Here is a 15,237-nt window from a genome sequence, read left to right on the forward strand (position 1 = left end):
CTCCTGGCAGGAGAAGGTATTCGCCCTTGCTCGCACATAAAGATATCTTTATATCCTGATGCGTGGATCGGCTTCTCGACATCTTTCGCGCGCTTGGCGACCCGACGCGGCTGCGCATTTTCGCGCTGCTGCGGCGCATGGAGCTGTCGGTCGGCGAGCTCGCGCAAGTGCTCGGCCAGAGCCAGCCGCGCGTGTCGCGTCACGTCCGCATTCTCGCCGATGCCGGCCTGACCACGCGTCGCCGCGAAGGAAGCTGGGTGTTCCTCGCCCTTGCCGAAGACCCCGCGCACGAGCCGTTGCTCGCCGCGATCGACCAGGCCGCCGGCGGTTGGGCTGAGGAAGACGCCGCGCGGCTCTCTGCCGTCCGGGCCGAGCGCGCTGCCGCCGCCGAACGCTATTTCGCCGCCCGCGCCGAGGAATGGGACGCAATCCGCTCGCTCTACGTGCCTGAGCGGCAGGTCGAGGCGGCGATGGCCGATATGCTCGCCGACCGCGCGGTCGGCCGCCTCGTCGATCTGGGCACCGGCACCGGGCGCATGCTCGAACTGTTCGGCGCCGAGGCTGTCCGCGCCGTCGGGGTCGACCGCAGCCCCGAAATGCTCCGCCTTGCGCGCGCCAAGCTCGCCGAGGCCGTGCCGGCCGCCGAGCTGCGCCAGGGCGACCTGACCGCGCTGCCGCTCACCGACGGCATCGCCGACACCGTGATCCTGCACCAGGTGCTGCACTTCGTGCCGCAGCCCGGCGCCGCGCTCGCCGAAGCCGCGCGATTGGTGGCCGATGGCGGTCGGATGCTGATCGTCGATTTCGCGCCGCATGAGCGCGAGGAACTCCGCGCCCGCGACGCGCATCAGCGCCTCGGCTTTTCGGACGCTCAGATCGAAGGCTGGCTGCAGGCGGCGGGCCTGCATCTTGACGAGACGAAAGAACTCGAAGGGGGCGAATTGACCGTGAAACTCTGGCTCGCCGAACGGCCGAGCGCGGTCCGGGAGAAAGCCGCATGACCCTGTCGCTCGCCCAGATGGAGGAAGCGCGCCGCGCGCTCGACACCCCGCTGTTCGCCGATCTTTCCGGCGACATCGGTGTCTCCTTCGAATTTTTTCCGCCGAAGACGGAGAAGATGGAAGCCCAGCTCTGGGACTCGATCCAGACGCTGGCGCCGCTCGGGCCACGCTTCGTGTCGGTTACCTATGGCGCCGGCGGCTCGACCCGGGAACGCACGCACGCGACCGTTGCGCGCATCCAGCGCGAGACCAGCCTTGCCGCAGCCGCGCATTTGACCTGCGTCGAGGCGAGCCGCGCCGAGATCGACGCCGTCGCCGAGGAATATTGGGCAGCGGGTGTCCGTCACATCGTGGCGCTGCGCGGCGATCCGCCCGTCATGGGCACCAAGTTCCAGCCGCATCCGGACGGCTACGCCAACGCGGCGGAGCTGGTCGCGGGCCTGAAACGCCTCCACCCGTTCGAGATTTCGGTCGCCGCCTATCCGGAACTGCATCCGGATTCGGGCACGCAAGCGGCGGACCTCGACAACCTCAAACGCAAGCTCGACGCCGGCGCGACACGGGCGATCACGCAGTTCTTCTTCTCGCCCGACTGTTTCTTCCGCTTCCGTGACGCGGTCGCCGCGGCGGGCATCGATTCGGAGATCGTGCCAGGCATCCTGCCCGTCTCGAACGTCGCCCAGACCCGCAAATTCGCCGGGCTGTGCGGCGCGGAGATTCCCGGCTGGATGGACCGGCTGTTCGAGGGCCTCGACGATCTGCCCGCGTCGCGCCAGCTCGTCGCCGCCACGCTCGCCGCGGAGCTCTGCCGCAAGCTCTATGCCGGTGGCGTCCGCCATTTCCATTTCTACACCCTCAATCGCGCCGAGCTGGCCTACGCCATCTGCCACTTGCTGGGCCTGCGCCCGGTCGCGGCCGCCCAGGAGAAAGCGGCATGATTCCGTCCCAAGCCGCGCAGCGGCTGCGCGCCGAAGCCGCCAGGCGCATCCTGCTGACCGACGGCGCGTTCGGCACGATGATCCAGTCTTATCGGCTGACCGAGGCCGATTATCGTGGGCAGCTCGAGCTCGGCCACGACCAGAAGGGCAATAACGACCTGCTGGCGCTGACCCAGCCGCATGTCGTCGCCGAGATCACCGAGGCCTATCTGGATGCCGGGTCCGACATCGTCTCGACCAACACATTCAACGCCAACACGATCAGCCAGGCCGATTACGGCGCCGAGCATCTGGTGCGCGACATGAACATCGCCGCCGCGCAGATCGCGCGGGACGCCGCGCGGAACGCCGAGGCTGCCGATGGCCGCCTCCGCTTCGTCGCCGGCGCGCTCGGGCCGACCAACAAGACGCTGTCGCTGTCGCCCGACGTCAACGATCCCGGCTATCGCGCGATCTCGTTCGACGAGCTGAAAGCGGTCTATCGCGAACAGACCGATGCGCTGCTGGACGGCGGCGTCGATTTCATCCTGATCGAGACGATCTTCGACACGCTGAACGCCAAGGCCGGCATCATGGCGGTGCTGGAGGCGGAGCGGGCGCTGGGCCGCGAAGTGCCGTTGATGATATCCTTTACTATCACCGACATGTCGGGGCGGAATCTTTCGGGCCATTCGATCGAGAGCTTCTGGGCCTCGGTGCGGCATGCCAAGCCTTTGACAATAGGTCTGAATTGCTCGTTCGGCGCGCCGCAGCTCCGGCCCAGCGTCTCGGCATTGTCGCCGATCGCCGACACGCTGCTGATGGCCTATCCGAACGCCGGCCTGCCCAACGATCTCGGCTGCTACGACGAGACGCCCGAGACCACCGCCAGCTTCATGGGCGAGTGGGCGGACGAAGGCCTGGTCAACGTCGTCGGCGGCTGCTGCGGCACCACGCCCGATCACATCGGCGCGATGGCGAAGGCGGTCGCGGGAAAGGCCCCGCGCGCGATCCCGAGGCCGAAGCGCAACACTTTCCTTGCCGGCCTCGACCCGATGCGGATCGCGGCCTGATCTCCTCCCCTCCCGCTTGCGGGAGGGGCTGGGGGTGGGCTCAAGTTTTCAGAGAATAACCGATGGCAACAGCGTACTCGATCGATTCAGACCCACACCCCGACCCTCTCCCGCAAGCGGGAGAGGGAGGAATGTTCGTCAACATCGGCGAGCGCACCAACGTCACCGGATCCGCTGCGTTCAAGAAGCTGATCATGGCGGGCGATTACGCCAAGGCCGTCGAAGTCGCGCGCCAGCAGGTTGAGAACGGCGCGCAGATCATCGACGTCAACATGGACGAGGGCCTGCTCGACGCAGAGCTCGCCATGACCACTTTCCTGAAGCTGATCGCCGCCGAACCCGACATCGCGCGCGTGCCGGTGATGATCGACTCGTCCAAATGGTCGGTGATCGAGGCGGGGCTGAAATGCGTCTCCGGCAAGCCGATCGTAAACTCGATCAGCATGAAGGAAGGCGAAGAGGCGTTCCTGGAGCATGCCCGGAAAGTCATGGCCTATGGAGCCGCCGTCGTCGTCATGGCCTTCGACGAGACCGGCCAGGCCGACACCAAGCAGCGCAAGGTGGAGATCTGCGAGCGCGCCTATAAGCTGTTGACCGGCATCGGCTTTCCGCCCGAGGACATCATCTTCGATCCCAACATCTTCGCGGTCGCCACGGGCATCGAGGAGCACAATAACTACGGCGTCGACTTCATCGAGGCGTGCCGCGAGATCAAGGCGCGCTGCCCGCACGTCCATATCTCCGGCGGCCTGTCGAACCTGAGCTTCAGCTTCCGCGGCAATGAGCCGGTGCGCCGCGCGATGCACTCCATCTTCCTTTACCACGCGATCCCCGCGGGCATGGACATGGGCATCGTCAATGCCGGCCAGCTCGACGTCTATGACACCATCGACCCGGAGCTGCGCGAGGCGGCCGAGGATGTGATCCTCAACCGCTCGCCCGATGCGACCGAGCGACTGATCGCGATCGCCGAGCGCTTCAAGGGCAGCGACCCGGCCGCCGAGAAGCAGGCGCAGGAATGGCGCGGCTGGCCGGTCGCCAAGCGGCTAGAGCATGCGCTGGTCAAGGGCATCGACGCGCATGTCGTCGACGATACCGAGGAAGCCCGCTTGCAATTCGCCCGGCCGATCGAAGTGATTGAAGGCCCGCTGATGGACGGCATGAATGTCGTCGGGGACCTGTTCGGCTCCGGCAAGATGTTCCTGCCGCAGGTGGTCAAGTCCGCGCGTGTTATGAAGAAGGCCGTCGCGCACCTTCTCCCCTATATCGAAGCGGAGAAGGACCCGAACGCGCGCGGCAAGGGCCGGATCGTGATGGCGACCGTGAAGGGCGACGTCCACGATATCGGCAAGAACATCGTCGGCGTGGTGCTCCAGTGCAACGGCTTCGAGGTGATCGACCTGGGCGTGATGGTCCCGTGGACCAGGATCCTGGAAACCGCGAACGAGAACGACGCCGACATGATCGGCCTCTCGGGCCTGATCACGCCGTCGCTCGACGAAATGGTCACCGTCGCCGAGGAGATGCAGCGCGCCGGCATGACGATGCCGCTGCTGATCGGCGGCGCGACCACGTCCAAGGTCCACACCGCGCTCCGCATCGACCCGGCCTATAAGGGGCCCGTCATCCATGTCCTCGACGCCAGCCGCGCGGTCGGCGTCGCCTCGACGCTGGTCAGCGACACGCTGACTGAGGAATTCGTCGAAAAGACCGCTGGCGACTATGCCGCCGTCCGCGCAGCCCGCGAAGGCAAGGGTCAGAACGAGCTGCTGCCGATCGAGGCCGCCCGCGCCAACGGCTTCAAGGCCGACTTTGTGCTGAAGCCGCCCGCGCCCGCGAAGCCGGGCCTGCACCGCTTCGACGATTGGGGCGTCGAACGCCTGCGCGAGTTCATCGACTGGACGCCCTTCTTCCGCGCCTGGGAGCTGGCCGGCACCTATCCGGCGATCCTGCAGGACGAGGTGGTCGGCGAAAGCGCCCGCAGCCTGTTCGCCGATGCAAACGCGATGCTCGACAAGATCATCGCGGAGAAATGGCTGACGGCGCGCGGCGTGGTGGGGCTTTGGCCGTGTTTGCGAAAAGGCGACGACATCCTGCTGTTCCCCGGCGAAGGCCGCGGCCCATTGGACGCCGCAGATGGACCCCGGCCTTCGCCGGGGAACGCGGTGACCATCCCGATGCTCCGCCAGCAAATGTCGAAATCCCGCGGCCGGCCCAACATGTGCCTCGCCGATTTCATCGATCCGGCAGGCGACTGGATCGGCGGCTTCACCGTCGCCATCCATGGCGCCGAACCGCACCTCGCGCGTTTCAAGGAAAACCACGACGATTATTCGGACATCCTGCTGAAGGCGCTTGCCGACCGCCTCGCCGAAGCCTTTGCCGAGGCGCTCCACCAGCACGTCCGCACCAAGCTCTGGGGCTACGCGCCCGACGAGCAACTCACCAACGAGGCGCTGATCAGGGAACAGTATCGCGGCATCCGTCCGGCGCCCGGCTACCCGGCCTGCCCGGACCACAGCCTTAAGCCCATCCTGTTCGACCTGCTCGGGCCCGATCCCGCCGGCGCGACCTTGACCGAGAGCTTCGCGATGCTGCCGACGGCGGCGGTGTCCGGCTTCTATTTCGGCCATCCGGACGCCGAATATTTCGGCGTCGCCCGGATCGGCCGCGACCAGCTCGAAGACTATGCCGGCCGCCGCGGAGTCGACCTCCCTCAGGCCGAACGCTGGCTGCGGCCGAACCTGGACTGATCAGGCAATAGCGGCCGGGCGGCGGCGCACGCGCAGCGCCGCCCCCGCCAGACCGATTCCGCCCAGCATCAGCGCCCAGCTCGCCGGCTCCGGCACGACCCCGACCGCGGCGGCGATGCCATATTGGATATGGTCGATCTCGGTCGCGCCGGGATTGGAGATCAGCAGCCGCGAGATGCCGCCGGCGTTCGTGGCGCCGTAGAACCGGTCCTCGGCGGTGGTGCCGCTGAAGCTGCCATCGGCATGATCGCCCATCAGCACGCCGAGCGAGACATTGTTCTGGTCGAAGGCTTCGAACCGGATCGGATTGCCGCCGTCCGTCCAGACCACGCCCGCGGCTGTCGGAAGCTTGCCGCCCAGCGCGGCCGCATTGAACAGAATCTCGAAGTTGCTGCCGAACAGCGAATGGCCGAGCGCCGGATTGCCGCCGTTCCCGACCGAATCGATCGAGCCGATGAAGGGGCAACCGCCGCCATCGCCCGTGATGCAAGCGTTCGCAGGATTGACGGACAGTCCGGGCGTATTCAGCGCGGCGTCCTCGAAATCCTCAAGGTAAAAATTGGCGAACGAGGCCGGATTGAACGGGCTGTCCGCCTGCGACAGATAAGGCGTGGGGCCGAGCAGCGCGGCGGCGGCAGGAGCGGAACCCAGGGCCAGCAACGCGGCAACGGCGGCGATCGAACGACGCATGTGAACCTCCCTTTGAGGTCGATCTGAACGCCCCTCCGCCCCGCGGCCGATACCTTGCCGCTTGCCCGCATCACGCCCGGCCACTCGCACCCGGAAAATTCTGCGCCGTCCGCACTTGCCCGGGAACCGGGCCCGCCGATCGGCGTTTCGTCATTTCCAACCGGCCTGAAAAACCGGGAGGATGAGTTCTTCGGGATCAGCGATGAGCCCGGAGATCTCAGTTGGAGCCCCGCCGCTTAACCGCGACGGGGCTCTTTGCTGTTCAGGCGAACGCGACCCGCCGCCGGCGCATGGCCATCCCGGCCAGGCCGAAGCCGCCGATCATCATCGCCCAGCTCGCCGGCTCGGGAACGCCGGCAACGCCCGAAGGCGTGAAGTTGATGACGAGGTTGTCCATGCCCCAGCCTTCGTCGCTGCCGCCTTGCCATCCCACGCCATAGGTCTGGAACGACAAGGTCAGCGTCGGCGCGCTGTGCGCGAAGGTCAGGCCCGCCGCCGTGCTCATATCGACCAGAGTGTCCGAGAAGAACGTATTGCCGTTCAACTGGACCCCCTTGAACAGCCTCGTGCCGCCGGCATAGAATTCCGTCGAGCCCGAGGCATTGTTGGTGGTGATACCGGAGACGAGATCGACGCCGTCCGCCTGCACGCGGAAGAAATCGTTCCCCTGAAGACTGTCCCAGCTCTCCAGCAGCCCCAGCAGGAAAGCGACCGACACCTGCGTGTGGGCGGGAATATTGGTGAGGGTCAGCACCGTCGCCGTCGCCGGATTCCCCTGCGTGCGGTTGTCAGCATATTGCCCGACCCAGCCATTCGCATTCCAGGCGCCGACGGCCGCGGCCTCAAGTGTGGACGTGGTGGGACCGGCGACGCCGACTCCGGGCGCGACCGACACCGCTCCGTCGAAATTGTTGGAATAGAGCAAGGCCGCCGACGCCGGCGATGCCGCGATGCAAGCCAAAGCAACCGCCACAGTCTTTGATCGAGACATAGGGACCCCCTTTCGGTGGTGTGGCGCGACCCATGTCCAGCCGGCTCGCAGCCGACTTGGTATTTATGCGCCTCGAAACGACCGATATTTGTTCCGGTTCCGTCGCGTTCCCCGCTTTTTGCGGTCCCGATCCGAAACACTTGGGCAAGGCTGGCGTTCGGCTGACGAGCGCCTTAGGGAACGCGCTCCTGGCAAGAAGGGCAGCCGTGGCGTTCGATCCCGCCGACCATCCGCACCGCAGGCGCAATCCGCTCAACGGCAGCGAAGTGCTCGTGTCGCCGCACCGGATGAAGCGGCCATGGCAGGGCCAGACCGACGAGGCTTGCGAGGCGCGCGGCCCCGCGCACGATCCGGCCTGCTATCTCTGCCCGGGCAACGCCCGCGTCACCGGCGAGCGCAATGCCGATTACCGGGGCGTCCATATCTTCCCGAACGACTTCGCCGCGCTGTTGCCGGACACGCCGGAGCCCGAAGCACTTGACCCGCTGTTCGCGGCGGAGCCGGCGCGCGGCACGGCGCGGGTCATCTGCTTCTCGCCCGATCACGGCGCCAGCCTTCCGCTGCTTTCGGCCGCCCAGATCAGGGAGGTGGTCGATGCCTGGGCGGCGCAGGCCGCGGAACTGGGCCGTACCCACACCCACGTCCAGCTCTTCGAGAACAAGGGCGCGATGATGGGCTGTTCCAACCCGCATCCGCATGGCCAGGTCTGGGCGACGAGCTGGCTGCCTGACGAGCCGGCGCGGGAGGACGAACGCCAGCGCGCCTGGCATGCCCAACATGGCCGCGCGCTGCTGCTCGACGTCGCCGAACGCGAGGCGGCGGACGGCGCCCGCACCGTCATTAAGACCGATCGCTGGATCGCAATCGTCCCTTTCTGGGCGAGCTGGCCGTTCGAGACCCTGCTGCTCCCCCGTTTCCCGGTCGCGCGGATGGAAGACCTCGCCCCTCCCGACCGCGACGATCTCGCGCGCGTGCTGAAGGAGCTCGCCACCCGCTACGACAATCTCTTCCGTTGCTCCTTCCCCTACTCGATGGGCTGGCACGGCGCGCCTTACGACGGCCGCGACACCGCGGGCTGGCAGCTCCACGCCCATTTCTACCCGCCGCTGCTCCGCTCGGCGACGGTCCGCAAATTCATGGTCGGCTTCGAGATGCTTGCCGAGGCGCAGCGCGACCTGACCCCCGAACAGGCCGCCGCGCGTTTGCGCGAGGTGAGCGCCACTCATTATCTGGACGAGACGAATGGCTGAGCAGGCGACGATCGAACGGACGAAACAGGCCTTTGCCCAGGCGTTCGGCGGCGAGCCCGATCTGATCGTGCAGGCGCCCGGCCGGGTGAATCTGATCGGCGAGCATACCGATTACAACGACGGCTTCGTGCTGCCGCTGGCCATCGATCGCGGCACCGTCGTCGCGGCGCGGCTGGGCGGATCCGAAATCCGGGTTCGCGCGGCCGATTTCGGCGAGGACGACCGCTTCACCTTTGCCGAGCGGATCGAGGACGCGCCGCCCGGCGACTGGCGCAATTACGTCAGAGGCATCATCGCGATGTTGGTCGAGGACGAGATCGCGCCGCAGGGCATGCAGCTCGCCATCGCCGGCGACGTCCCGCAAGGCGCCGGCCTGTCCTCCTCCGCTTCGCTCGAAGTGGCGGTCGGGCTGGCGGTGGCGAAGCTCGCCGGCGCCGATGTCGACATGACGCGCCTCGCCCAGCTGGCCCAGCGCGCGGAGAACGAGTTCGCCGGCTGCGCGTGCGGAATCATGGACCAGCTCGTCTCCGCTCGCGCCGAACCGGACAAGGCGCTGCTGATCGATTGCCGCTCGCTCGACTGCAAGCCGGTGCCGGTGCCAGCGGACGCGGCAGTGCTGATCGTCCATTCCGGCGTCGAGCGCGGGCTCGTCGACAGTGCCTATAACGAACGCCGGCAGCAGTGCGAGCAGGCCGCCGGCCACTTCAAGGTCGCCGCCCTGCGCGACGCCGAGCCGGCGCAGGTCGAAAGCGCCGAGGACCTCGACGACCTCGCCCGCCGCCGCGCCCGTCACGTCGTGACGGAGAACGAACGCACACTCGCCGCCGCCCATGCCTTGGCGGACAACGACATGGCGCGGCTGGGCCAACTCATGGCCGATTCCCACGATTCTATGCGCGATGATTTCGAGATCACCGTGCCTGCCATCGACGAGCTGGTCGGCATCCTGCAGCGCGAGATCGGCGAGAAGGGCGGCGCGCGGATGACCGGCGGCGGCTTTGGCGGCTGCGTGATTGCGCTGCTCCCCACCGAACGTGTCGACGCGGTGGCCGCCGCCGTCCGCCGCGACTATCACCCGCCCAACGGCAAGCCGCCGCTGATCCATGTCTGCCGCCCCGCCGCTGGGGCCGGCGCGCTCTGAGATTGCCAAGGCCACGATAACGGCGCATCCTCCGCCCAAGGGGGAACGGGGAGGACAATCATGGCGACTGTGCATGAAGAGCGCGTGCCCGCGTGGTTCTGGGTGGTGGCTGTGCTGGCGGTGCTTTGGGAAGCGATGGGCTGCTACGCCTATATGTCGCAGGTGACGATGAGCGCGAGCCAGATCGCCGCGCTGCCTCAGGCTCAGCAGGATCTGATGGCGCATGTTCCCATATGGGCGACGGCCGCCTTCGCGATTGCGACCTGGGGCGGCCTGTTGGGCGCCATCGGCCTGCTGCTGCGCCGGAGCTGGGCGCGGACCCTGTTCATGGCCTCGCTGGCCGCAGTGCTGGTCCAATGGACCTGGTGGCTGCTGATCGCCCGCGCCGCCGACGTGATGGGCCTCTCGGCCTATGTGATGCCGGTCTGCGTGATCGTCATCGGTGCGCTGCTGGTCTGGTTCAGCGGCTTCGCGGCGCGGCGGGGATTGCTACGCTAGGCTACATCTCGCCGCGCGCGCGACGGATGGCGTACCATTTGGCGACGTTCGCATTGTGCTCGGCAAGGGTGTCGGCAAACACATGCCCGCCCTTGCCGTCCGCGACGAAATAGAGCGCTTTCGTCGCCGCCGGGTCGAGCACCGCGGCGATCGACGCCTTGCCCGGATTGGCGATCGGTCCGACCGGCAGGCCCGGCTTGGCATAGGTGTTGTAGCCGTTGTTCGCGTGGAGCTCCGACTGCAGAATGCGTCGGCCGAGCGGCTTGCCCCTGGTCACAGGATAGATGACGGTCGGGTCGGCCTGCAGTGGCATGCCCGCGCGCAGGCGGTTCGAATAGACGCCGGCGACCGTCCGCCGCTCGGCGGGCACGCCCGTTTCCTTCTCGACGATCGACGCGAGCGTGATGGCTTCCGCCGGCGACGTCGCGACAGTGGTGGGCTTCCGCGCGGCCCAGAGGGCGGCGAGTTCCTTGTCCATCGCCGCCGTCATCCGCTTCAGCACCGCCGCGCGCGGCTCGCCCCGCGAATAGCTGTAGCTGTCGGGCAGCACCGATCCCTCGGCCGGCACATCGACCGGACCGGTCAACAGCGGATTGGCGGCGAGCTTTTCATAGACGATGATCGACGGCGTGCCTTCGGGGACGGTGACGAAACGCTGCATCGTCTTGCCCGATTGCAGCAGGTCGAGGATCGTCCGCGCGCTGGCGTGCGCCGGCACTTCATACTCGCCTGCGCGGATCACGCCCTCGCCGCCGAACACCTTAGCGAGCGCCAGGAATCGTCGCGCCGATCCGACGGCGCCAGCCTTCTCCAGCTCCCGCGCGGCCGTGGTCAGGGTCCCGCCTTCGGGAACGACAATCGACGTCGCCTTGGGCGCTGGCCCCGCGCCGTTCCAGGCATAGAAGGCCACGCCTCCCGCGATCAGCAGGACGGCAAGGGCGAGCAGGATCAAGCGGCGCATGGCCCGCTAACAGCCCGCAATCGGCGCGCGCGTCAATCGCCGATCGGCATGCCCGGCGGCACCTTGGGCAGGCGACGCTGGTCGGCGAGCGCGGCGGTCAGTGCCTCGCGGTCGAGCAGCAGCCGGCCGAGCCCACGGCTCCAGTCCGCTTGCACCCCGCTGCCGCCGGCTTTGGCGAGGCTCTGCCCGAGCCGGTTCAGCCGCTCCGACAGCGCCAGCGCGATCGTCGGCGACAGCGCGCCGTCGCGCTGCGTCCGCGCGAGCGCCAGCACCGTGGTCGTCGCAATCCGCCGCTGCACGCCCGCCGCGCCTGGATCGCGGGGGAAGGCGAAGCTGCGATCGATCAGCCGGTCGATCACCTCGTGGGCCGACGGGCTCGCTGGATCGGCCTGGCTCTGGATTTCGAGCCGGTTGAGCCGGGTCGGGGCGAGCAGGTCGGTCAAGGTCACCGCCGCCGCCGTCTCGGTCGCGGCGAGCGGATCGAACACGGGGCCGCCGGCGGTGCGCATCACTTCTATGTCGGTCTGCCGGTCGTCATCTCCCGACCAGCCGACGGACAGGTTGGGCAGCAACTGCGCCGGCACCGCCAGCGCTTCGGGCGACAGCGTGTCGAGCAACACGTCCAGCGCCGCCCGCTGCCGATCCGGCGCGACTGGTTTGGCCTCACCCGTCCCGTCGCCGGTCACTGCGTAATGGAAATCGACGCCGCCCAGCAGCTTCGACGCCGCTTCGACCTGATAGCGGTGCAGCAGCCACACCGGCACGAACGCTCGGCGGAGCTGCGATTGCGGGTCGCCCACCTTCAGCGCCGCCGGCCCGAACCGCGCAATGGCCGCGCGCCGCACTTCCATCACGCGCCTGAGCTCCGCGACCGGATCGGAGCCGTCGTCCCAAAGGCTCCCCAGCGGATGCGCCGTGTCGGACGCTCGGGCATCCTGATCCGGCACGTAGCGCAGGCCCTCCGCCAGCCCCGCCGCCATCACCGGCTGCGCATCGGCATCGGTGCGCGCGCCGTAGAGCCAGGCGACCGCGAATTTGTCCCACGTGCCGATGCCCACGCCATAGGCGTCGGTCAGGTCCGGCTTGCCGTCGACCAGCCGCACGCGCGGCGCCGGATAGTCCATCACCGATTGCCGCCCGCCGATGCTCGCCGCGAAATTGTGCGCGAAGCCGAGCGCATGCCCCACTTCGTGCGCACCGAGTTGGCGGATACGCGCGAGCGCAGCCGTAATCGGATCGTTCGGATCGCCGGTCCCGGTCAGCCCTGCGCCGACCAGCGCCTGATAGATCATCATGTCCTGCCGCACGCGCAGTGAGCCGAGCAGCACCTGACCCTTGATGATCTCGCCGGTGCGCGGATCGGTGATCGGCTGGCCATAGGACCAGCCCCGCGTCGCCCGGTTCACCCAAGTGACGACATTGTAGCGAATATCGAGCGGATCCGCGCCGGCGGGCAGGATCTCCGCGCGGAAGGCATCGACCAGCCCCGCCGCGTCGAACGCGTCGCGCCACCAGGCGACGCCTTCCCTGAGCGCGGTGCGGATCGGCTCGGGTGCTGCGGGATCGATATAGAAGACGATGGGCTTCTTGACCGGCGATCGCGCGGCGTTCGGATCGGTCTTTTCCAGCCGAAACCGGTTCGCCAGCTCGTACACGACCTGACTACCAAGCGGCGCGTTGAAGTCGATAACTTGCGTTCCGAAGCTCCCCGCGCGCGGATCGAAGCGGCGCGGCACATAGCCCGGCTCGGGCAGGGCGATCAGCGAGTGGCGCACGGTGAACGTCACGTTGCCGGTCGCCGGCGCGATATTGTCCACTTCCGGCCCCGGCTTCGTCGTCGTGAAGGTCAGCCGCGCCGCCAGCTCGACATTCTTCGGAAACACCCGCGCCGCATTCGGATCGGCGACGCTCAGCTCCGGCACCAGCCGATAGTCCGTGCTGTCCTGCTCCTTCAGCGCGCGCGCGATGCCGAGATCGTCCCGCGCGACAAAGCCGGACAGGTCGACAAGAAAGCTGCCGTCCGCATTCTCCGCAGCGACATCGCCCATCCAGATCGTCGAGGTCGCGAACGACCGCCGCACGCCGGCCTGCTCCTGCGGCCCCGCGCCTTCTGCCCGGAACCGCGGATTCTCGATCTCGGCGACGACTTTCTTGCCGACCCGCCGGAATACCAGCAGCCGCGACCCGGAGTTCAGCGCATAATCCAGTCCCAGCGGCGCCGAGCCGAGCCCGGTCTCCAGCGACGCCGTGTAGATGAACCGCCCGGACACGCCCTCCGCATCGGGCGCCGGCAGGCTTGCCAGAATTCGCCCGCCCTTCCGATCCACATGCAGCGGGATCAGCCCGGTTTGCGCCGTCGTCCCCTCCAGCACCTTGGCCGGCGGATCGAGCGCCAGTGCAGGTGTGGCGAACGTCGTGGAAATAAGGAACAGCGCGGCAATACGGACGGTCATCGGGCCCCCTTCAGGTCAGGCCGCGGACCATGAAGCGTGCAGGATCAACGCGCAATCGGCCCAAAGAAAAAGGCCCGCGCTGCGTGAACAGCGCGGGCCCATTTTTTCGCGTGTGGCGCCGTTTAGGCGTACACGACCTTGCTCGCGCGGGCGCGGCGGGTGGCCGCGCCTACGACGCCGAAGCCGAGGAGCATCATCGCCCAGGTCGCCGGTTCCGGAACCGCAGCGAGGCCGGTGAGCTGGAAGATGTGCGCCGTGTCCAGCGTCCAGCCCTGGTTCTGCAGCACGTCGAAGTTCAGGTTGTAGCCCATCGCATCGAAGGCGGCGAGGTCGTTCGCCGTTACGATGCCCATCTGGCAAGTGCCGCTGGTCGGGTCCATGATGCCGATCTGGCGCGACGAGTTGAAGCAGCCATTCTCATCGAAGAAGCCGGTCGCGTCCTTCCAGTGCGAAGCCTGCTGCAGATCGCCGTTATAGCGGCCCGTCGACAAGTTGCCGAACTCGGCCTCGCCCGAATTGTTGGCATTGAAAAAGTGCACGCCGTCGAACGAGAAAGCGGCGCCGCGGTTCGGATCGAGCTGCAGGTAGCGCTTGCCGGTCGCCGGATCGAAGCCCGCATTGCTCGGCGGGTTCGTCGAATAGCGGAACAGGTCCCACACCGACAGGACGCTTTCGCCGTCCCAGTTGATGGTGTTGCCGATCGCTTTGTTCGCGCCGCTGGGATTGCCATAAACGTCGTAGAAATCGGTGCCGCTGACGAAGCCGAGCGCGTGGCCCATTTCGTGGATCGCGACCGCGACGAAGTCCTGGGTGCCGTTGGCGATGCCGTCGGTCGGGTCGAAGTCGAACGCGAAGTTCGAGCTGAACGTGATGCGCGCATCGACGTTGTTGCCGAACGCCGTGTCCGCGGCGTTGAAGTTCAGGCCCAGAACCTTGTTCTCGGCCGTGTTCGTGTACATCACCAGATTGTTGTAGGTGTCGTCATTGTCGAACACGCTGCCGCGGGTCGCGGTCTCGAGACCAAGGCCGTTGCCGGTGCCGGCGACGCCCGTCACGCTGTCGGGCATGCGGTAGCTGACGCCGCCCTTCGCAGTCAGCGGCACGAGGTTCGCGACTGCGATCTGGTCGAGGCTGGTCGCGGCGTTCGCCGCGAGGCCGGCATAGACTTGGGCAGCCGTGGTATCGACGCGGTTGCTGCCGGTCGAGCCGATCACGCCGGAAGCCAGCGGCGCATAGCTGACGTTGAAGCGCAGCGTGGCGTCGTTGGTCAGGAACGTGTTCCAGAAATTCGCGGCCTTCTGGAAGGCATACAGCGCCGCCGCACCGTTCGGCTGGCTGGCGAAGCTCGAATCAGGATTGAGGACGATATTCAACGCCGATGCCGGCGTAGCAGACGCGCACGCGACCGCTGCCGCTCCGGTGAGGAGCGCAGTACGAACAAAACGCATGTTGTGATTACCCCTACTATATGCCGTCACCCCGACGGCGGGCCTGTGTGCGCAGGAGTCC

12 protein-coding genes are annotated in these 15,237 nt (G+C 67.4%); 7 read left to right on the forward strand and 5 right to left on the reverse strand.

The genetic code is table 11. The annotated features are described in order from the left end of the window. Positions 1–62: 62 nt before the first annotated feature. From ACFSCW_RS12245 to metH, 4 genes are all read left to right on the forward strand, one after another. On the forward strand, positions 63–1,001 hold the full coding sequence (locus ACFSCW_RS12245) for an ArsR/SmtB family transcription factor (RefSeq protein WP_380889573.1): 939 nt from the start codon (positions 63–65) through the stop codon (positions 999–1,001). Further along, complete coding sequence (gene metF, locus ACFSCW_RS12250) at positions 998–1,939, forward strand: methylenetetrahydrofolate reductase [NAD(P)H] (RefSeq protein WP_380889575.1); 942 nt, start codon at positions 998–1,000, stop codon at positions 1,937–1,939. Before ACFSCW_RS12245 ends, metF begins: the two co-directional genes overlap by 4 nt. After that, positions 1,936–2,991 (forward strand): homocysteine S-methyltransferase family protein, encoded by a 1,056-nt coding sequence (locus tag ACFSCW_RS12255; RefSeq protein ID WP_380889578.1) that lies wholly within the window; start codon positions 1,936–1,938, stop codon positions 2,989–2,991. The genes metF and ACFSCW_RS12255 overlap by 4 nt, the downstream gene beginning before the upstream one ends. A 131-nt stretch (positions 2,992–3,122) precedes the next feature. Further along, complete coding sequence (metH, locus tag ACFSCW_RS12260; protein WP_380889580.1) at positions 3,123–5,744, forward strand: methionine synthase; 2,622 nt, start codon at positions 3,123–3,125, stop codon at positions 5,742–5,744. Here metH and ACFSCW_RS12265 read toward each other — a convergent pair whose 3' ends face one another. Beyond that, on the reverse strand, positions 5,745–6,434 hold the full coding sequence (locus ACFSCW_RS12265; protein ID WP_380889582.1) for a PEPxxWA-CTERM sorting domain-containing protein: 690 nt from the start codon (positions 6,432–6,434) through the stop codon (positions 5,745–5,747). It lies immediately after the preceding gene. Positions 6,435–6,696: 262 nt separating this feature from the next. Beyond that, complete coding sequence (locus tag ACFSCW_RS12270) at positions 6,697–7,425, reverse strand: PEPxxWA-CTERM sorting domain-containing protein (RefSeq protein WP_380889585.1); 729 nt, start codon at positions 7,423–7,425, stop codon at positions 6,697–6,699. 206 nt (positions 7,426–7,631) lie between these two features. Here ACFSCW_RS12270 and ACFSCW_RS12275 point away from each other — a divergent pair, with 206 nt between their 5' ends. The 3 genes from ACFSCW_RS12275 to ACFSCW_RS12285 are packed head-to-tail and all read left to right on the forward strand — an operon-like array spanning position 7,632 to position 10,314. Next, a complete protein-coding gene (locus ACFSCW_RS12275) occupies positions 7,632–8,675 on the forward strand; it encodes a UDP-glucose--hexose-1-phosphate uridylyltransferase (protein ID WP_380889586.1) in 1,044 nt (347 codons plus the stop codon). Beyond that, complete coding sequence (gene galK, locus ACFSCW_RS12280; RefSeq protein ID WP_380889589.1) at positions 8,668–9,816, forward strand: galactokinase; 1,149 nt, start codon at positions 8,668–8,670, stop codon at positions 9,814–9,816. The genes ACFSCW_RS12275 and galK overlap by 8 nt, the downstream gene beginning before the upstream one ends. A 60-nt stretch (positions 9,817–9,876) precedes the next feature. After that, a complete protein-coding gene (locus ACFSCW_RS12285) occupies positions 9,877–10,314 on the forward strand; it encodes a hypothetical protein (RefSeq protein WP_380889591.1) in 438 nt (145 codons plus the stop codon). Between the two features lies 1 nt (position 10,315). On the opposite strand, the gene mltG is transcribed toward ACFSCW_RS12285, so the two are convergent. From mltG to ACFSCW_RS12300, 3 genes are all read right to left on the reverse strand, one after another. Further along, the gene (mltG, locus tag ACFSCW_RS12290; protein ID WP_380889594.1) at positions 10,316–11,275 is read right to left on the reverse strand and encodes an endolytic transglycosylase MltG; all 960 of its coding nucleotides are present in this window, start codon (positions 11,273–11,275) and stop codon (positions 10,316–10,318) included. Between the two features lie 32 nt (positions 11,276–11,307). Next, positions 11,308–13,728, reverse strand: a complete 2,421-nt coding sequence (locus tag ACFSCW_RS12295) for a zinc-dependent metalloprotease (protein WP_380889597.1) — start codon at positions 13,726–13,728, stop codon at positions 11,308–11,310. A gap of 122 nt (positions 13,729–13,850) precedes the next feature. Continuing rightward, the gene (locus ACFSCW_RS12300) at positions 13,851–15,176 is read right to left on the reverse strand and encodes an NF038122 family metalloprotease (RefSeq protein WP_380889600.1); all 1,326 of its coding nucleotides are present in this window, start codon (positions 15,174–15,176) and stop codon (positions 13,851–13,853) included. Between the last annotated feature and the right edge of the window lie 61 nt (positions 15,177–15,237).

The organism is Sphingomonas tabacisoli (assembly GCF_042678385.1).
Taxonomy (GTDB): domain Bacteria; phylum Pseudomonadota; class Alphaproteobacteria; order Sphingomonadales; family Sphingomonadaceae; genus Sphingomonas_B; species Sphingomonas_B tabacisoli.

What these genes read in the sequence shown, in the direction of transcription:
- ACFSCW_RS12255 (WP_380889578.1), top strand. Translation starts at nt 1,936, where the DNA reads ATGATTCCGTCCCAAGCCGCGCAGCGGCTGCGCGCCGAAGCCGCCAGG.
- mltG (WP_380889594.1), bottom strand. Translation starts at nt 11,275, where the DNA reads ATGCGCCGCTTGATCCTGCTCGCCCTTGCCGTCCTGCTGATCGCGGGA.
- galK (WP_380889589.1), top strand. Translation starts at nt 8,668, where the DNA reads ATGGCTGAGCAGGCGACGATCGAACGGACGAAACAGGCCTTTGCCCAG.
- ACFSCW_RS12285 (WP_380889591.1), top strand. Translation starts at nt 9,877, where the DNA reads ATGGCGACTGTGCATGAAGAGCGCGTGCCCGCGTGGTTCTGGGTGGTG.
- ACFSCW_RS12300 (WP_380889600.1), bottom strand. Translation starts at nt 15,176, where the DNA reads ATGCGTTTTGTTCGTACTGCGCTCCTCACCGGAGCGGCAGCGGTCGCG.
- metF (WP_380889575.1), top strand. Translation starts at nt 998, where the DNA reads ATGACCCTGTCGCTCGCCCAGATGGAGGAAGCGCGCCGCGCGCTCGAC.
- ACFSCW_RS12295 (WP_380889597.1), bottom strand. Translation starts at nt 13,728, where the DNA reads ATGACCGTCCGTATTGCCGCGCTGTTCCTTATTTCCACGACGTTCGCC.
- ACFSCW_RS12265 (WP_380889582.1), bottom strand. Translation starts at nt 6,434, where the DNA reads ATGCGTCGTTCGATCGCCGCCGTTGCCGCGTTGCTGGCCCTGGGTTCC.
- ACFSCW_RS12270 (WP_380889585.1), bottom strand. Translation starts at nt 7,425, where the DNA reads ATGTCTCGATCAAAGACTGTGGCGGTTGCTTTGGCTTGCATCGCGGCA.
- metH (WP_380889580.1), top strand. Translation starts at nt 3,123, where the DNA reads ATGTTCGTCAACATCGGCGAGCGCACCAACGTCACCGGATCCGCTGCG.